We start from the raw sequence: 24,435 nt of genomic DNA, 5'->3' as shown, positions 1-24,435 counted from the left end.
ATTATTTTATTACCTCCGTATTTTTTTCATCTATCTTTTTATAAATTTTATACTTTACCATGACATCCTTAGGCGCTTTAATGACAATCGGCGTGTAACTATCATAATCAAACATTTTTGTAAAAGAGTAATGAACGAATTTTTTATTCTTTTTGCCGTCAGGACACAACATCATAGTTGAGGCAAGTTCGGCTTTAGTGTCAAATTCATAAAGAGCAATAGGCTCTTTTGAAGGCTTTTCTTTAAGCTTTCCGCCTCCTAAAAAGTGATTGTTGCAATCAACTTTAAGCTCTTTGCCGAAGATCACTTCAATCTTATAATCTCTTTCGTTTTCAAGCTTTTTAAGTTCTATTTTATTATTTACCAATTGGCTGCTGGCAAAAATAACCACTGGCAAGGCTAGTAAAAATGTGAATTTCTTCATGATTTTACTCCTATTTGAAAATATTTAAATCCAAGATCTTTTAAATTTTTAGCATTGTACTGATTTCTTCCGTCAAAAATCGCAGGATTTTTCATGCGATTTTTCATCTCATGAAAATCAGGCGATCTAAACTCGCTCCACTCCGTTAAAAGCACCATTAAGCGAGCTAGCCTCTCTCATATCATCGGTATTTGGCTTAAAATCAAGTCCCCAAAGGGCTATTTTTTTGCCTTTTAAATCGCCTCCGAAAAACTCATAAATTTTATCAAATAAAACTCACTTTTGAGCCTTATTTCTAGCCTCAACTGCATTTAAAAGCTCAGGCTCAAATCCGTTTTGTCTAGCAGTATAAATAAGAGCCTCCACATCCTTTGGAAAGCAGCTTCCACCGTATCCGCATCCCGGATATATAAAGCTATAGCCGATTCTAGAGTCGCTTCCTATGCCTTTACGCACCAAATTTACATCAGCCCCTACTCTTTCGCAGATATTTGCTATCTCGTTTATAAAGCTAATTTTAGTAGCAAGCATAGAATTTGCAGCGTACTTAGTCATTTCAGCCGACTTTACATCCATGGCGATAAATTTATCGTGATTTTTCATAAAAGGCGTATACAGCTCTCTCATAACCTCTTCACCCCAACTACTGCTAGAACCTACCACAACCCGATCAGGCTTTAAAAAATCCTCAATCGCAGCCCCCTCTTTTAAAAACTCAGGATTGCTAACGACTTCAAATTTTATATCCAAATTTCTATTTTTAAGCTCATTTGCGATAATCTCGCTCACTTTTTCGCCTGTTCCTACAGGCACGGTTGATTTATCAACTATGATCATAGAATGACTCATGTGTTCGCCGATACTTTTTGCAACTTGAAGGACGTATTTCAAATCAGCCTGTCCGTCAGCTCCCATAGGTGTTCCGACCGCTATAAAAAGCACGCTTGCATGAGCTAAAGCCTCTTTTATATCGGTGCTAAATTTAAGAGTTTCGTTTTCAAAGCACTCCTTAACCATCTCGGCAAGTCCAGGCTCATAGATAGGCACTACGCCTTGTTTAAGTGCGTTTATCTTAGCTTCATCGACATCTACGCATATCACGCTATTTCCCATTTTAGCTAGACATGCCCCGCTTACAAGCCCCACATAACCCGTTCCTATAACTGCTATTTTCATATTTTCCTTTCCCATTCAAGAGCGGTTTTAACGATAAGCGCTAGATCATCGCGCTTTGGCTTCCAACCAGTTAAATTTCTAATCTTTTTCGATTTTGCTATAAGCACCGCAGGATCACCTTCTCTGCGAGGAGCCTCTATCACCTTAAAATCAACTCCGCTAACCTCTTTAACCGTTTTAATAACGTCTCTTACGCTAAATCCTCTACCATACCCTACGTTAAATACTTCACTAGAGCCGTTTTCAAGGTATTTTAGAGCAGACAGATGCGCATCTGCAAGATCGCTTACGTGTATATAGTCCCTTACGCAAGTACCGTCACTCGTGTCATAATCACTCCCAAATACACTCATTTTATCTCGCTTACCAAGCGCCGTTTGAGTAGCTATCTTTATAAGATGAGTGGCGTTTGGATAGTTTTGACCGATAAGTCCTTCTTCATCCGCACCTGCTACGTTAAAATATCTTAAAATCGCAAATTTAAAGCTCTGATTTGCCGCCGCATAGTCCTTTATGATCATCTCGCTCATTAGCTTGCTTCTGCCGTATGGATTTATCGGCTCGGGCGATGTTAGCTCGTCAACCTCTCTTATATCGGGCTCACCGTAAACGGCAGCCGTTGAAGAGAAGATAAATTTATTTACGTTAAATTTCTTGCAGTAAGTTAAAATTTTAGCCACATTTGCGGTGTTATTTAGATAGTATTTAAGCGGATCTTGTGTGCTTTCAAAAACCTCTATAAATGCCGCAAAATGAATAATAGCATCAAATTTTCCTTCGGCAAAAATTTGAGTTAAGTCATCTTCCAAATTTGCATTTACAAACTCGAATTTATTAAGTTTCTTAAGAGCTTCAACAGCTTTTATTGAGCCTTTACAGAGGTTGTCTATGACAGTTATATTGTGCTCACCCTCCTTTAAAAGCGCTTTTAAAACATGAGAGCCTATGTAGCCCGCTCCTCCTGTTATTAAAATATTCATCAAAAACCTTTGGCATAAATTTTGCTAATTTTATCAAATGTCTTATTAATAAAGAGTAATAAAATATTCGGAATTTTTAATGATATTTAAACTCTATTTAATTAGTAACTTATTTGTTACAGAAGCGTTTTTACAGAGTATTTATTATTATATTTAACTTTTTTTATAAAGAATTGACATAAATCAATTAATTTTTCATTTAAAGACTGTATCATTGCTCAATATTATTTTATCCATAAGGAGGTTTTTTGAAAGTCATACAAAAGGCTAAAAAGCAACCTTATTTCTTGGCTACACTCATCCTTGTGCTTAGCATAGGTGTTGTTTTAGGTCATGGGCTCTATACCTTCGTATATGCAAAAGGCTTTTCATATATGAGCGATGATCCATTGGCTTGCAAAAACTGCCATGTTATGAATCAGGTGTTTGAAAGCTGGGAAAGAGGCGGTCATCAGCACGTTGCAACCTGTAACGATTGTCATGTCCCTCATGACTTTATAGGCAAATGGATGATGAAAGCTGAGAGCGGTTTTGGACACAGCTACGCTTTTACGGCTAAAGATAATCCGGTACCTTTCACGGCTAACGCAAAGAGCAAAAAGGTCATCCAAAACAACTGCATAGAGTGTCATGGAGAGTATGCCGCAGCCTCGGTAAATGCTAAAGCTCACGGCGGCGATGCAAATATCCAAAACGAATCATTAAGCTGCGTATCTTGCCACAGGCAAGTAGGTCATGCTCATAATTACTAATACAACATCAAGGAGTTAAAATGAAAAACAAGCTATTTTTTAGCATAATTTTTATTATAGCTGTTATCGGAGGTGCGGCAATGTTTGCACTATTTAGCGATATCAGTGAGAAAAAGGCGCAAGAGAGGCATTACCCTCTAATGCTTAACAAAGTTAGCGACTTAAACCCTGATATCAGAGAGTGGGGCAAAAATTTCCCGACTCAATACGATGACACGGTAGCTATGAAAGATATTTTCTTTGAAACGCCTTTTGCCGGTTCGCTTCCATACAGCAAGCTTATGAGATGGCCTGCAGCTACGGTTTTCTGGCAAGGATATGCATTTGCGGTAGATTATAACAGACCTAGACTTCATTTTTATTCTCAAATTGATCAAATCGAAACTATGAGAAATAATAAAGAGTATCTAAACGCTCACGGCCTTCCTGCATTTAACGGACAACCGGGATTTTGTGTAAACTGCCACACCGGACACTTAACTGCAATCATGAACGATCCTGATTACGATAAAATTTTACAAGCTAATCCTACCGAGTCAAGTAAGCTTGAAATGGGCTTTTTTGAAGTAGATAAAGAAAATGGAGAAAAAAGAAAGCTGGCTTGGACTAAGATGAACTCTATTCCATATTTTGACGTTATGAAAATGGTTGAAGAAAAACACGGCAAAGATCCTTACGGCGGCTCGCACCTTGGTTCAAGCTGTGCCGACTGCCACAACCCTGACGATATGAGCTTAAGAGTTACAAGACCGGGTTTTGTTAATGCAATGGTTAAGCGTGGCTATGAGGCTGATTTAAAACAAGGAATTAAGGCTACAAGGGCCGAAATGAGAGATTATGTCTGTATGCAATGTCACGTTGAATACTACCCTGGATTAAACGCGGATCTAGTTTTTCCATGGTCAAAATGGCCTAAGGACGAACCTTTTAAAATAGAGATGTTTGACGAATATTTTGACGAAGTGCATGACAAGGGTCTATTCCAAGCAGATTATAGACACAAACAAACAGACGCTAAGATGATTAAGATGCAACACCCTGAAGCAGAGCTACACTCAACCAGCGTTCACGCTAGAAGCGGCGTAACATGCGTTGATTGCCATATGCCTTATAAAAGAGTTGGAGCTACGAAAGTTACAAACCATACAATTCAAACTCCGTTTGCAGACATAACGGCTAGTTGCAAAACTTGCCATATGCAAAGCGAAGATGAGCTAAGAGATAGAATTATGTTTATACAAAATCGCCACGCTCACGAGCTTAGAAATTGTGAAAACGATCTATTGTCTCTAATCGAAGATCTAAAAACCGCAAGAGCGGAGCTAGCTAAACATAAAGAGTTCGCAGGACTTAATGCCGATGAGCAGAAAAAGGCTATAAGCGAAGTGCTAAAAGAGCCGTTATGGATGCAAAGAAAAGCTCACATCAGATGGGACTTTGCGTTTAGTGAAAATAGCTATGGATTCCACGGACCACAAGAGGCTGCAAGAATCACAGGCCAATGCCAATCGGTGGCAAGAGAGGGTCAGCTACACCTAGCTAACGCATTATCTAAATACGGTATAACAATAGCTCTAACACAACAAGCTACTATACCTGAGCCACCTGCCAAGATTGAGCTTCACCATGGTCTAGTCGGCACTCCTCCGTCAGATAGACTAAAGAAACTTGACGAAGACGTTAAAAATCTAAACTTTAAATAAGAAGTTTTTAATAACCCTATCCGAACCATTCGGGTAGGGTTTATTTATTCAAATTAACTTTTCAATCAACTTGCTATCATAGCTAATAACTTTAAAATCAAAATAATGAACCCACTTAGATAACTTTATAAATTTTTCATTCAATCTTTAATCATAAGTTTTATCAAGGCTTCAAACGTAAAGAAAATTAGACAAGATAGGAGTTTAAGTCAGCTCGAAACAGCTCTGAGTATAGGGCAAGCATCAAGCGGATTTTACGCCAATATGGAAAATAATGCTCACGGCAAACACTTTAACCTGCTGCATCTATTTAAGCTATCCAAACTATTTAAATGTGATATTTGCTATTTTTTTAAGGATACAGAAATAAAAAAATAAAAAACCTGAAAATAAATATAAGTCATAACTCTTAAATTTAAGTCTTAAAAATTATAAAATTTAATACAAAATAATTTGGGGTCAGTAAAACGGCTTCTTAATCCTTTCTAACTCTTACAAAAACAGGAAATCTAGGAATTCCGTTTGCGGTTAAATTTTGAAATTTATATGTTATTATTTCGCCTATTTTTGGCGGATTTATTCGCTCCTCATCGCTAAAACCTGAGCCTATCTTAAAGCGCTTTTTGTCGCTCTTTTCGCAGGTTACAGAGCCTAATTTGCCTTTAAGCTTACCGCTGCCTTCATTAAGCGAAACGACTTCGCATTCTGCGTCCTTAAATTTTTTATATTTCATATCGTTTTTACTTCTGCCGTGATAATAGGCTAAATTTGGCTTACGAACTACTACACCTTCGCCGCCAAGTGCAATTATCTCATCTAAAATTTCTTCAAGATGGGCATTATCTCTTAATTTTATCTGCTTGATTATCTTTATTTTTTCGCCACTAATCTCATTTTTTGATAGAAAATTTTCAAGTTTTTCAAGGCGTTTAAGCAGTTCCTTTTCACTGCTTGGAGCGTCAAAAACGTAAAATTTTATCTCTTGCCAAGACTTTTCATCTGGGTTTTTATCCATCACTATCGACTGGATTTTTTCAAACTCGCCTCGCTTTGTATAAAGCTCACCGTCAAGCGCAAAAGGCGGAAAATTCAAAATGAAATTTTTAGGAGCGTTTATCTTTTTACCGCTTCTTGAGAGTAAATTTTCTCCGTCCCAATAAGCTCTAACGCCGTCAAGCTTTTCGCTTACTAGATACCCGCTTACGCCTCTTTGGTCAAATTCGCTAAGCTTTAAAAGCTCAAATTTTGTGTTTTTACTTGCTTGCTCGCCAGCCAAAGAAGGCAGAACAAGAGCAGCAAAAAACAGCAAAACAAGAGTAAAAATTCTCAAATCTTAACCCCGTAAAATTCCACATACCACTCTATAAATTTCGCTACTCCATCATTTACGCTTGTGCTTGGCTTATAATCAAAGTCGTTGATCAGCCCGCTTACGTCCGCATATGTAGCAGGCACGTCACCAGCTTGTATAGGCATGAAATTTTTCTTTATCTCGCGCCCGATTTTTATCTCGATAGCCTTTATATAATCCATCAGCTCAACAGGATTATTATTGCCGATATTGTAAATTTTATAAGGCGCTTTTGATGTGGCGGGATCGGGATTTAAACCGCTCCAAGATTCGTTTTTGCGCGCAGGATTATCCACGCATTTGATTATGCCTTTTACAATGTCATCGATATAAGTAAAATCACGCTTCATCTTTCCATGATTAAAGACGTCTATCTCCTTATTTTTAAGCGCCGCATCGACAAATAAAAACAAAGCCATATCAGGTCGCCCCCAAGGTCCATACACCGTAAAAAACCTAAGTCCCGTAGTCGGCAAGCCAAAAAGATGGCTATAAGTGTGCGCCATAAGCTCATTGCTCTTTTTGCTTGCGGCATATAAGCTTATAGGATGTTCGGTGCTGTGCTGAGTGCTAAAAGGCATCGTTTCGTTTAATCCATAAACCGAGCTTGAGCTTGCGTAGACAAAATTTTTAAGCTCAAATTTGCGCGCGCACTCAAGTAAATTTACAAAGCCGACCAGATTGCTTTGCACATAAGCATGAGGGTTGATTAGCGAGTAGCGAACTCCGGCTTGAGCGGCTAAATTTACGACACAATCGAATTTAAATTCGCTAAAAAGCCTCTCAAGCACGACCAAATCAGCTAAATCAGCTTTAATAAAATGTAAATTCGGATATTTTTTAGATGTTATGAGCTCATTTTCTTTGATATCTTGTCTGCTAAAGCCCGCGTTTTCAAGCCTTGCATATTTTAATTTTACATCATAATAGTCATTTATATTATCAAACCCCACGACCTCATCGCCACGCTTTGCAAGCGCTAAAGACAGGTGATATCCGATAAATCCCGCAGTTCCCGTTAATAAAATTTTCATCTGTATTCCTTTTTGATTTAAGCATATAAATTCCGTCTAAATTTAAAAGACGCAACTACTCCTCGTCGATATTTATCTCTGGTAGTTTTTCTTCAAATTTAGGCTCGGCTTTTGATTTTAATTTAACCTCGCCTCCCTTTTTTACTAAGCCTTCAAGACCGCTCTTTGCCAAATGCTCATCAAGCTTGCCGACATCAACAGCCTCAAACTCTTCACAAGTCTCATCCCAAGCGTCCTCTTGGCGATCCGTAATCTCATAATCAAGCTCACCTCTTAATCTCGCAAGCTCCATATCCACAGCCTCGCAAAAAACCGGAGTATAACTCATCTCAGGGCAGTTTTTAAGTAAAAATTCACTCATTGCGGCTAGGAAATCAGCATAATCCTCGCTCGTTAAATTTCCGCGCAAGAGCTCGTATTTAAGGAAAAGCCAATATGTATTTAAAGTGTCTGATTCGCAGTATTCATTTATCTTGGCAAGCTCACCTCTAAAAAACATATCAGTTACCTGATCGCCATGCACGTCGTATTTGCCCGGCAAATTTAAGCTCGCACAAAGCGTATCAAGCTTAAGTCCGCTAACGGCGCGAAAATCACTGATATGATCAAGCAAATCAAGATGAAATCGTCCATCATAACGGCTTCGGTAGTTCTCCCATTTGTTTTTGTTAAGCTCTTTATTTTCACTCTCGAAGTAAGCCGGACTTGAAAGATTATACCTCATGGCACGCACCATTATCATAGGCAGATCAAATCCTCGCCCGTTAAAGCTAACTAAGCGAGGGTTGTGTTCGTTTAAAAATCCTATAAATTTAGCCAAAATTTCATGCTCATTGGCTCCTTTCATCGTGCTAACTCGCAAAAATTTACCAAATTCATCCGCCATAACAGCAGAGATAGCAACAACCTTATGAAAACACACTGGCAAAAACTCGCTTCCGCTAAGTTCTTTTTGAGCTGCAAACGCCTGCTTACAAACGCTTAAATCATCGCCCTTATAGCCATAAATTTGGCGTAAAAGCGCCACATCTGGGATGGTCTCGCAGTCAAACACGCAGATATAATTTTTAGCCATTTCAAACCTTTTTTAGCCAAATATTTGTAAAATCATATCAAATTTTAAGACAAAGCGGTAAATGAATTCTGATTTTAAAGGCTCAAATTTAAGCATTTATTGTTTATAGTTAAGTTTTTATCAAAAAATGTTAAATCCTGATTTTAAAAAACATTGTTTATGGAAATAAACTCAGATAAAAATGATAAATTATATTTAGAAGAAGCAAAAGAATGAAAAATAAAAAAAATAAAATCTTAATAATGAATATAGGCTCAACCGAAAATATCATACAGTTTAATTTTATTACAAATTTAATTAGAGAAATAAATTTGCAAATAGATATATGTTTGGCCACTAGTGAAAATAACAAGTACAATAACGAATCAATTTTAAAAACGCATATTTACCCAATTATTAATAAACAAGATATATTTATAAAGAGACTATTTTATGAATTAAAATTTATTTTTTCAATCAAAAAAGAAAAGTACAAAATTGCAATAGTGATAAATCAAAGTAATAAAAATATTATCATAGCAAAATATGCAAAAATAAAAAATATAATTGGGTATAAAACAAACAATAAAAAAATCAACAACCTTATAACACATAAAATTTTACCAAACAGCGATAAAAGTATAGAAAATCAGATCATAGAAGCATTAAAATGTGTGAAAAATATTTAATTTGACTCTTCAATAGGCGTATGGGCATAAAATAATTCATAAAGCCTTGAACCGCTTTAAAAATTCCATCCTTAAAGATAAAATTTTCAATCTCGTAAACATAGCCGAAATCCTCGTTTATAACGCCGTCGCGATCTAAAAATATGGCTTTTTGGATTTTGCAATCATTCATGAGTTAAATTATACTTAAAATTGCTAAAATTTAAGAAGAGCGGTAAATATTTACAAAATATATACTAACGTTAATCTTTTTATATTATAATGCGCCCGATATTTTACTAAAGGGGATAAAATGAAAAAATTACTTATCGTTTCAGGTGCTGCAGCGCTTCTTGCTTCAAGCCTCTTTGCTGCCGACGGCGCTACGCTTTACAAAAAATGTGTTGCCTGTCACGGTCCTAAAGCTGAGAAATCTTTCCTAAATAAGGTTCCTGTTCTTACAACTCTTTCAAAAGAAGAGATGGTAGAGGCTCTTAAAGCTTACAAAGCAGGTACTTTGAACAAATTTAACTCAGCAGCTATGATGAAACCTATCGTAGCTCCAATGAGTGAAGCTGATATGGAAGCTGTTTCAGAGTATATAACAACTCTAAAAAAATAACCATAGGCGGATTTTCCGCCTTTTTCTCTCTTTATAATTACATTTTCATTTCTTTTTCATTCTTAGATTTACAAAATCAAACTATAATAAGCTCTTAAAATTTAAAACAAGGACATTTTTAATGAAAAAATCATCTGCTTTTGCCGTAATTTTAACGCTTAGCTATTATTTATACGCTGCAGACGGAGCTGAAATTTATAAACAATGCGCCGGCTGTCACGGAGAAAAGGGCGATTTAAAATACCACTACAAAGCCTCGCCTATCATCAAAATATCCAAAGAAAGACGCTTAAAAGCGCTTGAGGGCTACAAATACGGCACTCAAAGCAGATACGGAATGGGTAGCGCGATGAGCGATCAAGTAAAACACTTAAGTATGGAAGAGCTAATTGCGGTAAATGATTTTATAGAGTCTTTGAAAGATTCAAAATAAATTTAAAGCATTACATAATCATTAAAAGCCCTGCAAATTCGGCTTTTAATGCTTCCTGCGGAATCAAAAAGAAAACACTTATTTACATATAAATTTATAAAATTTTAAATACAAATTTCATATAACATTTTAGTTTCTTTTTACAACTTACTTTAAGAAAATTAAGAATATAATAAGCTCCGATTTTTATCAAATAAGGATACAAAATGAAAAAAGTATATATTTTGGCGGCTGCCTGCTTACTAGGCTCATCTCTATACGCAGCTGACGGTGCGGAAATTTATAAAAAATGCGTAGCCTGTCATGGTCAATCTGCCGAAAAAAAGTATGCGAACAAAGTTCCGCCACTTGTTTCGGTATCTAAAGAGGATCGTTTAAAAGCTCTTGAAGGCTATAAAGAAGGCACAAACAATACTTACGGTATGGGTGCTGTTATGAAAACTCAGGTTAGAAGCTTAAGCGCAGAAGATCTAAAAGCGGTTAACGACTTCATAGAAACTTTAAAATAATCCATCAATCAGGCGGCCTATAACCTTTTTTGGTCGCCTCTTTTTGTTTTAACTCCATTTTATAAGCGTCATTTAGCGCATCTTCGCCGTCATATTTCGTTCCGTCTAAAAATTTACGATAGTCCTCAAACTGCCTAGTCTTAAGCCCCCAAAGTAGAGCAAATAGTCCAAAGGCTCCAAGCAGAGTCGAAACGCCTATCATTAAAGCTATTATACTTATATCCATTCTGTACTCATTTACCTCGAATTTTGCCTAATACGCATTGAATTTAGCACCACCACGACCGAGCTTAACGACATTGAAACCGCCGCAACCACGGGCGAAACATACCCTGCCATAGCAAGTGGGATAGTTAGCGCGTTATAAACAAGCGAAAAAGCCAAATTTTGATTTATCGCCCTAAAGGTTCTCTTGGCAAGCCAAATAGCCTCTTTTAGCAAATTTAAATCATCCTTCATAAGCACTGCATCGCTTCTTTGCAAGCTCACATCAGCCCCGCTTCCAAGGCAGATAGCGACATTAGCGTAACTTAGCGCAAGCGCATCGTTTATCCCGTCTCCGACCATCACGACCTTTTTTCCACTTTGAGTTAAATTCTCTATGAAGTTAGCCTTATCCACAGGCAAGCAGTTTGCCTTAAACTCCTTTATACCAAGCTCATTAGCCACTTTTTGAGCCGCAAATTCATTATCGCCCGTTAGCATTACGATCCTAAATTTAGCCTGTCTTAAGGCATCAAAGCACTCCTTTGCGCCGCTTCTTATATTATCGCTTAGTTCAAATTTTGCCGCTATTTGACCATCAATGGCAAAATAATAATTAGTTCCCCTGCTCTCTTTGCGCAAATTTATCCCAAGCTCCAGCATAAATCGCTCACTGCCCGCATAAATTTCGCTTCCGTTAAATTTAGCGCTAACGCCTTTTGCCTCGATGTTTTTAAAATTTTGCAAATCATAAATTTTAAGAGCGTCGAATTCCGCCTTCAAATACTCGCTAACGGCTACACTTACAGGATGAGACGAGCTTTTTGCAAGAGAGTAGAGCAAATTTATATCATACCGGCTAAAACTCTCAAATTTATCCACCGCCATCTTGCCGGTGGTTATGGTTCCTGTTTTATCAAACACTATCGTATCGCATTTTGCGAGGCTTTCAAGCACCTTAGCCTCTTTAAATATCACGCCCTTTTTAAACCCCACCCCAAGCCCCACAAGCGTACTAACGGGAGTTGCAAGTCCAAGCGCGCAAGGACAAGCAATGACTACGACCGAAATTCCCACGATCAAAGCCGCTTCAAAAGAGCCCGTATGCCAAAGCCAAAAACAAAACGTAATCGCACTTAAAATCATAATAACGCTTGAAAATTTGCTTGAAATTTCATTGGCAAGCTTTTCTATGTGAGGCTTTTTGGTTATGGCTTTTTCAAGCAGATGAATGATCTTACTAAGAGTCGAGTCGCTAAATTTAGCGCTTGCTTCATACTCAATAAACCCGTCAAGACATATGGAACCGCTGTTTAAAGGATCGTTTTTTTCTTTAAAAACCGCCGAGCTTTCGCCCGTAAGACTTGAATAATCAAAACTGGCAGAGCCGCTAGTTACCACACCGTCTATAAGTGCGCGCTCGCCCGCTCTAAGCACGATTATATCGCCTATTTGCACTTCGCTTACATCTTTAAGCGAGGTTTTACCCTCCGTCTTTACGCTAACCTTGCTTGACACCATCGAATTTAGGCTATCAAGAGTATCTCCTGCTCGCTTTTTGCTTAAGACTTCTAGGTACTTGCCGATAAATACGAAAGTAATTATCATCGCAACCGAATCAAAATAAACCTCGCCGCTCCTTGAAAACATCGCATATATCGAAAATATATAAGCCGAAAGCGCACCTGAAGCGATAAGCAAATCCATATTTTGTCTTCTATTTTTAATCGCTGCAAGCGCGCCTTTAAAAAAACCGCTTCCCGTATAAAAAAGCACCGGAGTAGCCAAAACAAACTCCGCAAAGCTTAAAACGGCCTTTACGTCATCTCTTATGCCCGTAAAATAACCGCCGTATTTTGCAACACTTAGCCACATTATGTTCATAGTGGCAAAAATCCCCACCAAAAGCTTTGCGTAAAATTCTCGCCTTTTATTGGTTATATACTCCTCTTCGCGGCTTGGATCGTAAGCGTAAGCGTCATATCCGATAGATCTTATAAGCCTTAAAATTTCGGACAAATTCGTCTCACTCTCATCCCAAACGATAGTGGCTTTATTATTTAACGAATTTATATTGGCTTCTAAAATTCCTTTGGTGTTAAATAAAACTTTTTCATTTAGCCAGATACAAGCTGCGCAGTGAATGCCGTCTATCACGAGTGAAATTTTGCTAAATCCATTCTCGTTTTTTACATAATTTTGATAAGCCAATTCTAAATTTTCATATTTTTGAGCGCTAGACTTAACTGGACTTAAGACATTTTTACCAAGACGATCGTAAAACTCACTCAGTCCGCTGGAAGAAAGAATTTCAAATACGCTTTTACAGCCGTTACAACAAAATTTATTGTCGCCGGATTCAATCATAACGCTATCTTCAAAGCTCTGATGACAATGCGCGCACTTGGTTTTACTCATGAATTACATTTTTCTTTCAAATTTAGATTTGTAAATTATACAGCTAATGTTTTGATTTTAAGGTTAAATCAAATTTGTATATCAAGCCAAATTTTACATAGAATTTATAAAAAAGGTTGTAAATTTTGATAATTTTCATCAAAGGAGCGAATTTGAAAAAGATAGAGACTCAAAATTCAAAAAACAGAAAGGCTCACTACACCCCCGCTATAGAGTATAACGGCATACTTTATGTCTCAGGTCAGCTTAGCATCGACACGGCAACCATGCAATTGCCAAAAGGCGGCGCTAGAGAGCATGCTAGGCAGGCGCTTGCAAATTTACAAGCGGTTTTAACTGAAGCTGGAGCCAAAAAAGAAAACGTGATAATGTGCAGAGTTTATACGCCCGATATAGCGTTTTGGGACGATATAGACGATGAGTATGCGAAGTTTTTTGGTGAGCATAAACCTGCGCGCGTAGTCGTGCCTACCTCGGCACTTCATTTTGGCTGCCTAGTTGAGATAGAAGCTCAAGTGGCGATGATTTAGGCTTAAAATATCAAATTCATAAGGAATAAAAATGGCAAATTTCAAATGCACAAGTTGTGGCAGCGAGGCTTCGCTTGAAAATTTAAACTTTGAGTGCAAGTGCGGTGGGCTTTACGAGCTTAAATTTACTCCGCCTAAATTATCGCTTGATCTTGTGGATAAGAGCGAATTTAGCCTATTTCGCTACCGCAAATTTATGCCGCTTCAAAATGAAATTTGGAAGCAGATCACGCTTGGCGAGGGCATGACGGCATGCGTTAAATTTGACGATAAGCTTTATTTTAAGCTTGATTATGCGATGCCTACGCTTTCGTTTAAAGATCGCGGAGCGGCACTTCTTATCTGGCTTTGCAAGAGTATAGGAGTTAAAAAAGTCCTTCAAGACAGTAGCGGAAATGCCGGAAATTCGGTTGCTGCCTATTGCGCTAGAGCGGGGATTGAGTGTGAAATTTACGTCCCTAAAGGCACGTCTGAAAAAAAGATAAACATGATAAAAGCTTTTGGCGCTACGGCAACGGTGTTTGACGGAACTCGCGACGAAACGGCCGATGCATGCCGTAAAAAAGCTCGAGATGAAGGCATTTATTACGCAAATCACGTCTATAATCCGATCTTTTATCAAGGCACCAAAACTTACGTGTATGAAATTTACGAGCAGCTCGGACGTGTGCCTGATAACTTCTTCTTGCCTGTTGGAAATGGAACGCTGCTAATCGGCTGTGAGCTTGCACTTACGGAGCTTTTTGAAGCGGGGCTTATAAAAAAGCTGCCTAAAATTTTTATCGTACAAAGCGAAAATTGCGCTCCATTTTTCGGCGCTAAAGATAAGCCGCTTGATATCGTCGTAAAGCCGACCGAAGCTGAAGGCATAGCCATAGGAAAGCCGATGAGAGGGCGTGAAATTTTAACAAGCAAATACGCAGGCGAGCGCGAGGTGATAACGATACCCGAAAGTGCGATTTTGCCTGCTAGAAAGAGCTTGGCGCGAAACGGATTTTACGTAGAGCATACTACGGCTGCGATATATGCCGCGTATGAAAAGTATGTAAAAACTCACGAGATCGTAGGAGACAGCATTATCTCACTTTGCGGCGCAGGGGTTAAAAGCGAACACTAATTTTGATTGATTAAGCAAATTTAAAATTTAGGATATGCGCTCATATCCTAAATTTATCGTTTGACAAAACATCATTACTTTGTTACAATTTTGCAAGTTCTAAGGTTAGAAACACAAACGCAAGGCACACAATGTATCTCATCGGTATAGACATCGGCTCGACATCTACAAAAGTGGCTGTTTTTAATAAAAACGATCAAAAATTCACAGAGTTGTTTTTACGCCCTACGGGATTTAGCGGGGTAAAAATAGCGGATGAAATTTATGAAATTCTAAAAGAGAAAAACTACTCCCCAAGCTTCATAACCGCAACAGGATACGGCAGAGTAAGCGTTAAATACGCAAATTTTACTACGACTGAAATTTTATGTCACGCATTGGGGGCGAATTTTTTATTCCCGAAAGACTGCACGGTAATCGACGTAGGCGGGCAAGACACAAAGGCTATCAAAATCGTAGTAAACAGGCCTGAAGACTTTATAATGAACGATAAATGCTCCGCAGGAACGGGCAAATTTATCGAAGTTATGGCAAATCGTCTCGGGCTTGATATAAACGAACTTTACGCCACTGCAAAGAAAAATTTAAATATCAAACTAAGCTCCACTTGTACCGTATTTGCCGAATCAGAAATAATCTCGCTAATGGCAAACGGCGTAGATAAAACGCAAATCGCTTACGGTATCATCGATTCGTCCGCTCAAAAGGTAGCCTCCTTAACCAAAAGACTAGAGAGTGAAATTTACTTTTTAAGCGGCGGGCTTAGCAGAGTAAGTCTTTTTAAAAATTTGCTCGCAAATCACTTGCAAAGAGAAGTTTTTACCGATGAAAATGCGATATTTTGCGGAGCGATGGGAGCTAGCCTGATCGGACTTAAAAAGGAAAAATCATGAGAATGGATTTTGAAAAACTTAAAAAACGCAACTCCTTTGAACTGCAAAATTTAAAAGCAGAGGGCAAGCCTATAATAGGCACGTTTTGTACATATTCGCCAAAAGAGCTGATATACGCCGCAGGCGGAGTTGCCGTTAGTATTTGTGCAAATGACGAAAGCCCTATAAATATCGCGCATAAAGAGCTTCCAAGAAATCTCTGTCCGCTTATAAAGGCAAGCTACGGATATGCGGTTAGCAAAAAATGCCCTTATATGAACGCAAGCGATATCATCGTGGGAGAGACTACTTGCGACGGCAAAAAGAAGATGTATGAGCTGCTTGCAAACCACAAGCCGGTGTATGTTTTAGAGCTTCCAAATATGACAAATAAGCGCTCGCTGGCTCTTTGGAAGGACGAGCTAATAAGCTTTAAGGAGTTTTTACAAGAGAAATTCAAAGCTAAGATAACCCAAGAAAAGCTCCTTGAAGCGGTAAAAATCCACAACGAGGAGCGCGAGCTGATGTGTGAGCTGATGGAGCTAAACAAGGCCATCCCAAGCCCTATTAAAGGTAGCGAACTTCACGAGATACTATTTGCAAGCGAATTTATTTACGATAAAAAAGAGAAGATAAAAACTCTAAAAGCCTTTATAGAGGCAACTAAACAAAATTTAGAAGCTAAAATTTCAGATAAAAAGCGTATAATCATAACCGGCTGTCCAAGCGGCGGAGTGTATGAAAAAATAATAAAACAGATAGAAAATTTAGGCGCTGACGTGGTCGCTTTTGAAAACTGCGTCGGAACGAAAAATTACCGAAATTTGGTCGAAGAAGAAGGAAATTTGATAGAAAATATCGCTAAAAGATATCTTGAAATTCCATGTTCGGTGATGTATAAAAACGACAAAAGAGCGCAAATCATCAAAGAATTTATAAAAGAATACAGCGCAGACGGCGTCATAGATATAGTTTTAAGCGGATGTCATACATACGCTATAGAGACAAATAAAATAAGAGAAGCTAGTAAGGAGGCGGGTGCGAATTATATGAGTTTAGAGACTGATTATTCCAGGCAAGACAGCGGACAAATACGTACAAGACTAGAGGCTTTTATAGAGCTTTTATAAACAAAATTTTAAGGAGAAAATATGAAATTTAAGAGCATTTTACTAAGTTGCTTACTGCTTGCGGGCTCGGTTACGGCAAGCGATAAGCTTAAAGTTTATTTTGAAGCCGGAAGTATCGGCGATAACTTCTCAAGCGTTATCTCAAACGGCGCAAAAATGGCGGCAAAAGACCTAAATGTCGATCTTAAGGTGGTATATTCCGAGTGGGATCCAAACAAGATGGTTGAAAATTTCAAAAACGCCGTCGCAACATCGCCTGACGGCATCATAGTGATGGGTCATCCGGGAGACGAGCTATATCAGCCGCTTATCAAAAATGCGATAGAAAAAGGCATAAATGTAACAAGCATAGACACCGAGCTTCCAAAAAGCCTAGAAGCCTTTAAGTCAAGCGGATTTGGCTACACGGGAAGCAACAACTACGAAAGCGGCAAGGCTATGGCGCACGAAGCTGTGCAAAAATTTGATATGAAAAGCGGCGAAAAGGTGATGGTTTGGGGCTTGCTTAGCATGCCTGTAAGAGGTCTTAGAGCAAAGGCTATGCTTGAGGTGTTTAAAGAAAAAGGTTTAAAGGTAGAATACATCGAAATTTCACCTGAGATAAACAAAGACCCAAGCTTAGGGCTTAGTGTGTTTGGCGCTTACATGGCAAAGCATCCCGATACCAAGCTTGTAGTGCTTGATCACGGTGCGCTAACGGCGCAATCACCGCAATTCATGAAAAGCTTAAATTTGGATAAAGAAAAGCTAAACATCGCAGGATTTTCGCTCTCTCCTGCCACGATTGCAGGGATTAAAGACGGCTCAATCGACCTAGTTGCCGACGCGCAGCCGTTTTTTCAAGGATATTTTAGCGTCGTGCAAATCGTAATGAGCAAAAAATACGGATTTTCAGGATTTAAGGTTGATACGGGAGGTGGATTTATAACCTCTAAAAATATCGCTCTTATCGAGCCTTTAGTAAAAAATGGCATCAGATAACGCGATAGAGCTTAAAAACGCTTTTAAAAGTTTTGGAAATACCAAAATTTTAAAAGGCATAAATTTTAACCTAAAAAAGAGCGAGACAATCGCTCTTTTAGGCGATAACGGAGCGGGCAAATCAACTCTTATCAAGTGCCTTTGCGGTTATGATAGGTTTGATAAATTTGATAGCTTTAGCGTGCTTGATACTCCTATAAAGCAAGGAGAATTTGACCTGCTACAAGCTAGAAATTTAGGCATGGAAGTAGTCTTTCAAGATAGCTCGCTCGGGCTTTCTCAAGAGATTTATCGAAACATATTCGCCACTCGTCATATCACGAAATTCGGTCTTATCGATAAGAAAAAAGAGATAGAAATTTCAAATCAAATTTTAAAAGAATTCATGGGTTTTAGCGGAGCGGGAATCGACGCTACAAGCCTTGCAAGCAACTTAAGCGGAGGCGAAAAGCAAGGACTTGCTATAGCTAGAGCGATTTATTTTAAATCACAAATTTTAATTTTAGACGAGCCTACAACAGCGCTTGGAGTAAATGAGACCGAGCGATTTATGGGATTTTTAGATAAGCTCAAAGAGCAAAATTTAAGCATCATAATCATCACTCACAACTTAAATCAAGCCTTTCATATCGCCGATAAATTCGTGCTTTTGAGAAGCGGAGTGATAGAGCAAGAACTGGACAAAAGCGAAATTTCGGATCTAAATTCACTCTACAAGGTATTTTATGAGTAAAAACTTAGTCATTACCGCGATACTTTTTGTGATTTTAGGAGTGTTTGCAGCCTTTTCGCCCGAGGTGTTTTTAGCCAAAAACATCTATTTTAGCTACCTAACCTCAGTGCCTATCATACTCATACTCTGCCTTGGCCTGCTTCCTCTTATCATCTCAGGCGAGTTTGACATGAGCTTTCCTGCGACGATGGCGATGAGCGGATTTGTATTTTCTTACGTTTTTAAAGCAAGCGGAAATTTAGCCTTAGCTACGCTTGCAAGCCTTAGCTTTGGTGCACTTAGCGGAGCTTTTAACGCACTTTTGGTTATAAACGCAAAAATACCTTCCATTATCGCAACTATCGGAACTCAGTTTTTCTGGCGAGGACTTGCCGTGGTGCTAAGCGGAGGACTTTCGCTATCTTTAGCGAGTGCCGAAGGCTTTTTAAAGGAATTTTTTGTAGGCAGACTCGCAGGAATACCCGCCCAATCAATCATCGCGACCGTTTTGGCGATACTAACTTACATCATGATCTTTAAACACAAATTCGGAGACAATATCTTGTTTTCAGGCGATAACGCAAAAGCCGCCAAAATGCTAAGCATAAACGTTGCTAAGAGCAAATATCTGCTTTTCATCAATATGGGCGTGATGAGCGCACTTGCAAGCATTATCTTGAGTCTTGAGTTTATCAACTGGTGGCCTACGCAAGGAGACGGATACATGTTGCTTGTATTTGCGGCGATCTTTATCGGCGGTACGGGCGTAAGCGGAGGAAGCGGAAGCGTATATGGAACGCTCATAGGCAGCATAATCATCGGCATAATGGAAAGCGGTATCGTAGCCATGGGCTTTGACGCATTTTATACGCGAGTGATTTACGGAGCTATCATAATCGTATCTGTCGTGATATACGCTAAATTTGATAAAAATTCCAAAGCGCGCAGCTTCTAATCAAACTTTGCGCGCCAAAGGATAAATTCTAAGCAAACTCCCTATCGATAACGATAAAAATTTTATATCCGGGAAACTGCGCCGAAACGACACTTTCCATTTTGGCTCTAAGCTCGTCTAAATTTCGCTCCTTAAAGCTAACCACGACATCAAATCTAACCGTTTTTTTATCCGTATTTATAAAAAATGCATGCAAATTTAGTATGCTTTTAAATTCGCTTAATAGATTTTTTACGCACTCTTTGGTGTCGTTTTGTCCTAAATTTACGCTATAAATTCCAAAAACAAGATATATGCGATATCTGCGGTAAATTTCTATCTGAAGCTCATTTAGTCGCTGAGAAATTTCTGAAATTTTCATATGTTCGTCAATTTCTACGTTTATCGAGCCTACATATCGCTCAACGCCGTAGTTGTGAAGTATCAGATCATACGCATCAAGAACTATCTCGCACTCCTTAACCGCCTTATAAATTTCATCGCTTACTTCTTTTTCTACTCGCCCGCCGATGATCCTATCAAAGGTTTCTTTGATCAAAATAACGCCGTTATAAATGATAAAAAGCGAAGCCAAGGCTCCTGCGTAGCCGTCAACTTGGATATTTGCAAAGTACGAAAGTCCTGCGCTAACAAGTATTACGCAAGAGATGATAGCGTCTCCTAAGGCTTCCTGTCCGACTGCTTTTAAGGCTATGGACTTGGTTAAATTTCCCATCTTTTTATAGTAAAACGCTATGGCAAATTTTACAAATATGGCGATAAAAAGTATGATTAAAAGAGCCTGAGTAAATGTCGTTGTAACGGGCTCTATGATGTTTTCTATCGAAGTTTTTAAAAACTCAAAACCAAGCATTAAAACTACAATAGAGACTATAAGCCCTCCGATATACTCGACCCTTCCGTATCCGTACGGGTGGCTCTCGTCAGGCAACTTTTGAGCAAGCTTTGATCCAAAAATCGTTATCAAGCTTGAAAATGCGTCGCTTAGGTTATTTACCGCATCAGAGATGATAGCTACGGAATTTGAAGCAAGCGCTATAAAAATTTTAATGCTTGCTAAAATCACATTCGTAACTATACCTATAAAAGCGGTTTTTATTATCTTTTTTTCACGTTCGCCGTCTTTAAATTGCATCATTTTAAACTTCTTTTTATTAAGATTTTTCGCCATTTTATCATATTTTTTAACTATTTTAGAGCACGAGTTAAACTTGACAACAAAGCAAATTTTATATAAAATACGAACTTCAAAGAACTTCTTTTGAAACTTTATTTTCTACTATAATTTATCCAGTAAATTTAAAGAGGACTAATGGAAAACACCAATCAATCTACGCAAGCAAATTCAGAGACCACAAAAACTACGAAAAAACATCAAAATACTCGCACTCATATTCCTGTAGACGGACACAAGATAGAAGAACTTCGCATGCTAAGTCTGGAAGATCTGGTGCAAATAGCAAACACCGTAGGTGTGGAAAATCCTCGCGAATTTCGCAGACAAGATTTGATATTTGAAATCCTAAAAACGCAGACTAAACAAGGTGGTTTTATATTATTTACGGGGATTTTAGAAATCACAAACGAGGGTTACGGATTTTTACGCTCGGTCGATGCAAATTTAAGCGACAGCTCTAACGACGCTTACGTTTCAAACTCTCAAATTCGCAAATTCGCCCTGCGCGTAGGCGACATCGTAACAGGTCAAGTTAGAGAGCCAAAAGATCAAGAAAAATATTACGCTCTGCTTAAAATCGAAGCGGTTAATTACATGCCTCTAGCGGAAGCCAAAGAAAGACCGCTTTTTGATAACTTAACTCCGCTATTTCCGACTCAAAAGCTTCATCTTGAATATGATGCGATGAAGCTTACGGGTCGCGTGCTTGATCTCTTTACACCTATAGGAAAGGGACAGCGCGGACTTATCGTCGCACCTCCAAGAAGCGGTAAAACCGAGCTTATGAAAGAGCTTGCTCACGGTATCGCAAGAAACCATCCCGAAGCGCATCTTATGGTGCTTTTGGTTGATGAGCGCCCTGAAGAGGTTACCGATATGCAACGCTGCGTAAAAGGCGAAGTATTTAGCTCGACCTTTGATCTTCCCGCGCTTAATCACGTGCGAGTTGCCGAGCTTGTTATCGAAAAAGCAAAGCGTTTAGTTGAAATGGGCAAGGATGTCATCATCTTGCTTGACAGTATAACCCGTCTTGCACGCGCCTACAACACCGTAACTCCGCCAAGTGGCAAGGTGCTAACGGGCGGCGTTGACGCAAACGCACTTCACAAACCGAAAAGATTTTTCGGAGCGGCTAGAAATATCGAAGACGGCGGAAGCTTAACGATAGTAGCAACCGCGCTTATCGACACAGGCTCAAGGATGGATGAAGTTATATTTGAAGAATTTAAAGGCACGGGAAACAGCGAAATCGTGCTTGATCGCAACATCTCCGATCGCAGAATTTATCCGGCTATCAATATCTTAAAATCAGGTACAAGAAAAGAAGAGCTTCTTCAAAAGCCTGACGAACTTCAAAAAATTTGGGCTATACGCTCGGCCATCGCTTCAATGGATGATGTGGAAGCGCTTAAATTCCTGTATGCAAAAATGCTTAAAACAAAAGACAATAAAGAGCTTTTGTCGATATTAAATGATTAAAATTGAGCCTTTTAAAGCTCAAATTTTAGCTTTTTTACTAACTCAAATTTAAAATTTCAGGTTCACCAAAAAGCCTATGCGCCTCTTTTAATACGGCTTGGTTTTTGGCGTTTTGCAACTCTTCGGGCGATTTTGACTCGCTTGATTCCGGCTTAAGCATAGCAGAATCGTCTATCTTGACCTTTACTTCGGGAATTTCGCTTGGCTTACTTGTATCCTTGCTTTGCTCCTCAATCTTTTCAAGCTCCATATCAAGCAAGGCCATATCATCAACCACAATGCCCGAATCGGTTTGAAATTTGAGCGAATAAGCGGTAGTAAAATCCTCGGTATTATCTCTTTTATCGCCAAGATAAGGCTTAAAATTTGACTGAAACTCTTGGCTTGACTCAGCTAAATTCGAGCTTGAATTTTGCTCCATATCTTGCCTAGCTCTAGTTATATCGCTCTCGTCTGAATTTGATTCGTTTTGATCATCTGTTTTAGGCTCGGCTTGCTTTGGAGCGATCTTAATCTTTGCATCTACTCCAAAATTCGCACGTAAAATTTCCATTATAACTTTTGAACTAGAGCGCAATTTTTCCTGATTTGCCCCGCTTGCGTTTGAAGAAAGACTCAAGCAGTTATCTTTAAACTCCAAAAACTCAATGCACTCCTTAAAGCACTCTCCAAGAGAATAATCTCTATCGTAAATTTTATCCAAAAACAGTTCATACGGGCTTTTTGATACTATTTTAGCAGGCGTATTTACTTGAGCTTTTTGAGGCTGCTTAACAGTAGCCGTGCTTAAATTTAAGCCCTGCTCTTTTAGCTCAAAAATTCCTATCATGTCGTCAATAGGCTTTAAATTTATCGCTTCCATCATCATAAAAAGCATTATGCTAAGCACGAAACCGTTATCACTACTTACGCTAAGCATGCTCTTGGCTTCTGATAAAATCCTAAAAAATCTCTCGTATAAAAGCAGTGAGTATTTATTGCTTCCGCTTAAAAAATTCTCTTTTAAATTTGCGATTAATTCATCAATTATCATCTCGCCGTCATAGCTTTCAAGCTCGCCTACAAGCCTACTCATCGCGGCCCTATCGCCGCTCATCACAACTTGCATAATCTCTTCGATACGTGCAGGATCTAAAAGCCCAAGCATATCGGCAACCACGCTTTGAGTGATCTTTGCATGCGAATAAACAATAGCTTGATCAAGCAAAGTAAGCGTATCCCTAAGTGAGCCCGAGCCGCTACGAGCGAGAATTTCTACGGCCTCGCTCTCATACTCTACACCCTCTTTACTCAGGATAAATTCAAGATGCTTGATGATGCTTTGCTTTGAAATTTGCTTAAATCTAAAATGCTGAGTGCGCGAAAGGACGGTAGCGGGAAGCTTAAGCGGATCGGTTGTAGCAAGGATAAATTTCACATAGCTTGGAGGCTCTTCAAGCGTCTTTAAAAGCGCATTAAAGGCTTCGCGAGTGAGCATATGCACCTCGTCTATGATAAAAATTTTATATCGCGCCGCCGCAGGGGCGTATTTCGTCTGCTCGATAAGCTCTCTGATGTCGTCTATCTTTCTGTGGCTTGCCGCGTCCATCTCGATGATATCGATGTGGCGAGACTCGTTAGCCATGATGCAATGAGCGCACTTTTCACACGGCTTTGAAGTGGGACCGTTCTCGCACACTAGAGCCTTTGAAAAAATTCTAGCGCTTGAAGTCTTACCGCTTCCGCGAAGACCCGAAAACAGATACGCATGAGTTAGGCGATTTTCGCTAAGTGCGTGAGTTAGGCTTTTACTTACCGATTCTTGTCCGATAAGTTCGTCGAAATTTCGGGGGCGATATCTAAGTGCGAGTGCTTGCAACACAAATTTTCCTTAATTTTAAATTTCTAGATTGTAGCCATTTTTGCATAAATTTTTAATATAGTGAAATTTTTGGATATAATCGCGAAAATTCAAAAAACAAGGGAAATAAATGAAAAAAGTGTTGCTTGTATCGATGATATTTTTAGCTGGATTTTTACTAAGCGGCTGCGAGAGAAACGACTACCAACATCCGCTTCACAGATCTACGAAAAATAAATAATTAGTTTAAATTTACACTATTTTAACTAGCAAATTTACTATTCGGCAAAGCTGTTTTTAGCCTTGCCGAATCA

General features: G+C 38.8%; 24 protein-coding genes and 2 pseudogenes. 15 read left to right on the top strand and 11 right to left on the bottom strand.

From position 1 onward, the window contains the following. Nucleotide 1: 1 nt before the first annotated feature. The 3 genes and pseudogenes from ACHJH3_RS01480 to galE form a co-directional block, all read right to left on the bottom strand. Nucleotides 2-424 carry an ecotin family protein gene (locus ACHJH3_RS01480; protein ID WP_407063271.1) on the bottom strand — a complete coding sequence of 141 codons (423 nt, stop codon included), beginning with the start codon at nucleotides 422-424 and terminating at the stop codon, nucleotides 2-4. After that, nucleotides 421-1,600, bottom strand: a pseudogene (locus ACHJH3_RS01475) (UDP-glucose dehydrogenase family protein). The gene ACHJH3_RS01480 and the pseudogene ACHJH3_RS01475 overlap by 4 nt, the downstream one beginning before the upstream one ends. Next, nucleotides 1,597-2,580 carry a UDP-glucose 4-epimerase GalE gene (gene galE / locus ACHJH3_RS01470; RefSeq protein WP_407063270.1) on the bottom strand — a complete coding sequence of 328 codons (984 nt, stop codon included), beginning with the start codon at nucleotides 2,578-2,580 and terminating at the stop codon, nucleotides 1,597-1,599. Before galE ends, ACHJH3_RS01475 begins: the two are co-directional and overlap by 4 nt. Before the next feature lie 248 nt (nucleotides 2,581-2,828). Between galE and nrfH the strand changes: the two genes are divergently transcribed. The 3 genes from nrfH to ACHJH3_RS01455 all read left to right on the top strand — a co-directional run bounded on the left by nrfH (nucleotide 2,829) and on the right by ACHJH3_RS01455 (nucleotide 5,413). Beyond that, nucleotides 2,829-3,332: a cytochrome c nitrite reductase small subunit gene (gene nrfH, locus ACHJH3_RS01465; RefSeq protein ID WP_407063269.1), complete on the top strand. Its 504-nt coding sequence runs from the start codon at nucleotides 2,829-2,831 to the stop codon at nucleotides 3,330-3,332. Nucleotides 3,333-3,352: 20 nt separating this feature from the next. After that, nucleotides 3,353-5,035 (top strand): ammonia-forming cytochrome c nitrite reductase subunit c552, encoded by a 1,683-nt coding sequence (locus tag ACHJH3_RS01460; RefSeq protein WP_407063268.1) that lies wholly within the window; start codon nucleotides 3,353-3,355, stop codon nucleotides 5,033-5,035. A 138-nt stretch (nucleotides 5,036-5,173) separates the two neighbouring features. Next, nucleotides 5,174-5,413: an XRE family transcriptional regulator gene (locus ACHJH3_RS01455; protein WP_407063375.1), complete on the top strand. Its 240-nt coding sequence runs from the start codon at nucleotides 5,174-5,176 to the stop codon at nucleotides 5,411-5,413. Nucleotides 5,414-5,510: 97 nt separating this feature from the next. On the opposite strand, the gene ACHJH3_RS01450 is transcribed toward ACHJH3_RS01455, so the two are convergent. The 3 genes from ACHJH3_RS01450 to ACHJH3_RS01440 are packed head-to-tail and all read right to left on the bottom strand — an operon-like array spanning nucleotide 5,511 to nucleotide 8,495. Beyond that, nucleotides 5,511-6,365 (bottom strand): DNA ligase, encoded by an 855-nt coding sequence (locus ACHJH3_RS01450; RefSeq protein WP_407063267.1) that lies wholly within the window; start codon nucleotides 6,363-6,365, stop codon nucleotides 5,511-5,513. Then, complete coding sequence (locus ACHJH3_RS01445; RefSeq protein ID WP_407063266.1) at nucleotides 6,362-7,420, bottom strand: NAD-dependent epimerase; 1,059 nt, start codon at nucleotides 7,418-7,420, stop codon at nucleotides 6,362-6,364. Before ACHJH3_RS01445 ends, ACHJH3_RS01450 begins: the two co-directional genes overlap by 4 nt. Before the next feature lie 55 nt (nucleotides 7,421-7,475). Beyond that, a complete protein-coding gene (locus ACHJH3_RS01440; RefSeq protein WP_407063265.1) occupies nucleotides 7,476-8,495 on the bottom strand; it encodes a 3'-5' exonuclease in 1,020 nt (339 codons plus the stop codon). Between the two features lie 212 nt (nucleotides 8,496-8,707). Here ACHJH3_RS01440 and ACHJH3_RS01435 point away from each other — a divergent pair, with 212 nt between their 5' ends. Continuing rightward, nucleotides 8,708-9,163: a glycosyltransferase family 9 protein gene (locus ACHJH3_RS01435; protein ID WP_407063264.1), complete on the top strand. Its 456-nt coding sequence runs from the start codon at nucleotides 8,708-8,710 to the stop codon at nucleotides 9,161-9,163. A 40-nt stretch (nucleotides 9,164-9,203) separates the two neighbouring features. Here ACHJH3_RS01435 and ACHJH3_RS01430 read toward each other — a convergent pair. Beyond that, nucleotides 9,204-9,335 (bottom strand): annotated as a pseudogene (locus tag ACHJH3_RS01430) (D,D-heptose 1,7-bisphosphate phosphatase); the annotation flags it as partial. Between the two features lie 120 nt (nucleotides 9,336-9,455). Between ACHJH3_RS01430 and ACHJH3_RS01425 the strand changes: the two are divergent. The 3 genes from ACHJH3_RS01425 to ACHJH3_RS01415 all read left to right on the top strand — a co-directional run bounded on the left by ACHJH3_RS01425 (nucleotide 9,456) and on the right by ACHJH3_RS01415 (nucleotide 10,706). Beyond that, nucleotides 9,456-9,764 carry a c-type cytochrome gene (locus tag ACHJH3_RS01425; RefSeq protein ID WP_169940034.1) on the top strand — a complete coding sequence of 103 codons (309 nt, stop codon included), beginning with the start codon at nucleotides 9,456-9,458 and terminating at the stop codon, nucleotides 9,762-9,764. Nucleotides 9,765-9,885: 121 nt separating this feature from the next. Then, complete coding sequence (locus ACHJH3_RS01420; protein WP_407063263.1) at nucleotides 9,886-10,197, top strand: c-type cytochrome; 312 nt, start codon at nucleotides 9,886-9,888, stop codon at nucleotides 10,195-10,197. Between the two features lie 206 nt (nucleotides 10,198-10,403). Then, complete coding sequence (locus ACHJH3_RS01415; protein WP_407063262.1) at nucleotides 10,404-10,706, top strand: c-type cytochrome; 303 nt, start codon at nucleotides 10,404-10,406, stop codon at nucleotides 10,704-10,706. 4 nt (nucleotides 10,707-10,710) lie between these two features. Here the strand turns inward: ACHJH3_RS01415 and ccoS are convergent, their stop codons facing one another. Together ccoS and ACHJH3_RS01405 are read right to left on the bottom strand one after the other, a co-directional pair. Next, the gene (gene ccoS, locus ACHJH3_RS01410) at nucleotides 10,711-10,932 is read right to left on the bottom strand and encodes a cbb3-type cytochrome oxidase assembly protein CcoS (protein WP_169940028.1); all 222 of its coding nucleotides are present in this window, start codon (nucleotides 10,930-10,932) and stop codon (nucleotides 10,711-10,713) included. An 11-nt stretch (nucleotides 10,933-10,943) separates the two neighbouring features. Further along, complete coding sequence (locus tag ACHJH3_RS01405) at nucleotides 10,944-13,328, bottom strand: heavy metal translocating P-type ATPase (RefSeq protein WP_407063261.1); 2,385 nt, start codon at nucleotides 13,326-13,328, stop codon at nucleotides 10,944-10,946. A 152-nt stretch (nucleotides 13,329-13,480) separates the two neighbouring features. Between ACHJH3_RS01405 and ACHJH3_RS01400 the strand changes: the two genes are divergently transcribed. From ACHJH3_RS01400 to ACHJH3_RS01370, 7 genes are all read left to right on the top strand, one after another. Next, nucleotides 13,481-13,858, top strand: a complete 378-nt coding sequence (locus ACHJH3_RS01400; protein WP_407063260.1) for a RidA family protein — start codon at nucleotides 13,481-13,483, stop codon at nucleotides 13,856-13,858. Nucleotides 13,859-13,889: 31 nt separating this feature from the next. Then, entirely contained in the window at nucleotides 13,890-14,975 is a 1,086-nt protein-coding gene (locus tag ACHJH3_RS01395; protein ID WP_407063259.1) for a threonine synthase, read from the top strand. Nucleotides 14,976-15,106: 131 nt separating this feature from the next. Beyond that, complete coding sequence (locus ACHJH3_RS01390; RefSeq protein ID WP_407063258.1) at nucleotides 15,107-15,868, top strand: acyl-CoA dehydratase activase; 762 nt, start codon at nucleotides 15,107-15,109, stop codon at nucleotides 15,866-15,868. Then, the gene (locus ACHJH3_RS01385) at nucleotides 15,865-16,977 is read left to right on the top strand and encodes a double-cubane-cluster-containing anaerobic reductase (protein WP_407063257.1); all 1,113 of its coding nucleotides are present in this window, start codon (nucleotides 15,865-15,867) and stop codon (nucleotides 16,975-16,977) included. The genes ACHJH3_RS01390 and ACHJH3_RS01385 overlap by 4 nt, the downstream gene beginning before the upstream one ends. Before the next feature lie 21 nt (nucleotides 16,978-16,998). Next, nucleotides 16,999-17,958 (top strand): sugar ABC transporter substrate-binding protein, encoded by a 960-nt coding sequence (locus tag ACHJH3_RS01380; protein ID WP_407063256.1) that lies wholly within the window; start codon nucleotides 16,999-17,001, stop codon nucleotides 17,956-17,958. Next, the gene (locus ACHJH3_RS01375) at nucleotides 17,945-18,691 is read left to right on the top strand and encodes an ATP-binding cassette domain-containing protein (protein WP_407063255.1); all 747 of its coding nucleotides are present in this window, start codon (nucleotides 17,945-17,947) and stop codon (nucleotides 18,689-18,691) included. Before ACHJH3_RS01380 ends, ACHJH3_RS01375 begins: the two co-directional genes overlap by 14 nt. Beyond that, entirely contained in the window at nucleotides 18,684-19,625 is a 942-nt protein-coding gene (locus tag ACHJH3_RS01370) for an ABC transporter permease (RefSeq protein WP_407063254.1), read from the top strand. The genes ACHJH3_RS01375 and ACHJH3_RS01370 overlap by 8 nt, the downstream gene beginning before the upstream one ends. A 28-nt stretch (nucleotides 19,626-19,653) precedes the next feature. Here ACHJH3_RS01370 and ACHJH3_RS01365 read toward each other — a convergent pair whose 3' ends face one another. After that, on the bottom strand, nucleotides 19,654-20,763 hold the full coding sequence (locus ACHJH3_RS01365; RefSeq protein WP_407063253.1) for a cation diffusion facilitator family transporter: 1,110 nt from the start codon (nucleotides 20,761-20,763) through the stop codon (nucleotides 19,654-19,656). A gap of 174 nt (nucleotides 20,764-20,937) precedes the next feature. On the opposite strand from ACHJH3_RS01365, the gene rho reads away from it, so the two are divergent. Continuing rightward, nucleotides 20,938-22,281, top strand: coding sequence for a transcription termination factor Rho (gene rho, locus ACHJH3_RS01360; protein ID WP_407063252.1), 1,344 nt, complete (start codon nucleotides 20,938-20,940; stop codon nucleotides 22,279-22,281). 37 nt (nucleotides 22,282-22,318) lie between these two features. Here the strand turns inward: rho and ACHJH3_RS01355 are convergent, their stop codons facing one another. Further along, on the bottom strand, nucleotides 22,319-24,142 hold the full coding sequence (locus ACHJH3_RS01355) for a DNA polymerase III subunit gamma/tau (protein WP_455424388.1): 1,824 nt from the start codon (nucleotides 24,140-24,142) through the stop codon (nucleotides 22,319-22,321). Nucleotides 24,143-24,435: the final 293 nt, after the last annotated feature.

It is taken from the genome of Campylobacter canis (assembly GCF_045504005.1).
In the GTDB taxonomy this organism is placed as follows: Bacteria; Campylobacterota; Campylobacteria; order Campylobacterales; family Campylobacteraceae; genus Campylobacter_A; species Campylobacter_A canis.
Note: the sequence above shows the minus strand (reverse complement) of the source record. Positions and strands in the feature narration are given on the sequence as shown.

Coding starts and splice junctions, on each gene's coding strand:
- ACHJH3_RS01365 (WP_407063253.1), bottom strand. CDS start 20,763: ATGATGCAATTTAAAGACGGCGAACGTGAAAAAAAGATAATAAAAACC.
- ACHJH3_RS01370 (WP_407063254.1), top strand. CDS start 18,684: ATGAGTAAAAACTTAGTCATTACCGCGATACTTTTTGTGATTTTAGGA.
- ACHJH3_RS01385 (WP_407063257.1), top strand. CDS start 15,865: ATGAGAATGGATTTTGAAAAACTTAAAAAACGCAACTCCTTTGAACTG.
- ACHJH3_RS01480 (WP_407063271.1), bottom strand. CDS start 424: ATGAAGAAATTCACATTTTTACTAGCCTTGCCAGTGGTTATTTTTGCC.
- ccoS (WP_169940028.1), bottom strand. CDS start 10,932: ATGGATATAAGTATAATAGCTTTAATGATAGGCGTTTCGACTCTGCTT.
- ACHJH3_RS01405 (WP_407063261.1), bottom strand. CDS start 13,328: ATGAGTAAAACCAAGTGCGCGCATTGTCATCAGAGCTTTGAAGATAGC.
- ACHJH3_RS01440 (WP_407063265.1), bottom strand. CDS start 8,495: ATGGCTAAAAATTATATCTGCGTGTTTGACTGCGAGACCATCCCAGAT.
- ACHJH3_RS01435 (WP_407063264.1), top strand. CDS start 8,708: ATGAAAAATAAAAAAAATAAAATCTTAATAATGAATATAGGCTCAACC.
- rho (WP_407063252.1), top strand. CDS start 20,938: ATGGAAAACACCAATCAATCTACGCAAGCAAATTCAGAGACCACAAAA.
- ACHJH3_RS01460 (WP_407063268.1), top strand. CDS start 3,353: ATGAAAAACAAGCTATTTTTTAGCATAATTTTTATTATAGCTGTTATC.
- ACHJH3_RS01420 (WP_407063263.1), top strand. CDS start 9,886: ATGAAAAAATCATCTGCTTTTGCCGTAATTTTAACGCTTAGCTATTAT.
- ACHJH3_RS01380 (WP_407063256.1), top strand. CDS start 16,999: ATGAAATTTAAGAGCATTTTACTAAGTTGCTTACTGCTTGCGGGCTCG.
- ACHJH3_RS01415 (WP_407063262.1), top strand. CDS start 10,404: ATGAAAAAAGTATATATTTTGGCGGCTGCCTGCTTACTAGGCTCATCT.
- ACHJH3_RS01395 (WP_407063259.1), top strand. CDS start 13,890: ATGGCAAATTTCAAATGCACAAGTTGTGGCAGCGAGGCTTCGCTTGAA.
- ACHJH3_RS01445 (WP_407063266.1), bottom strand. CDS start 7,420: ATGAAAATTTTATTAACGGGAACTGCGGGATTTATCGGATATCACCTG.
- galE (WP_407063270.1), bottom strand. CDS start 2,580: ATGAATATTTTAATAACAGGAGGAGCGGGCTACATAGGCTCTCATGTT.
- ACHJH3_RS01425 (WP_169940034.1), top strand. CDS start 9,456: ATGAAAAAATTACTTATCGTTTCAGGTGCTGCAGCGCTTCTTGCTTCA.
- ACHJH3_RS01375 (WP_407063255.1), top strand. CDS start 17,945: ATGGCATCAGATAACGCGATAGAGCTTAAAAACGCTTTTAAAAGTTTT.
- ACHJH3_RS01390 (WP_407063258.1), top strand. CDS start 15,107: ATGTATCTCATCGGTATAGACATCGGCTCGACATCTACAAAAGTGGCT.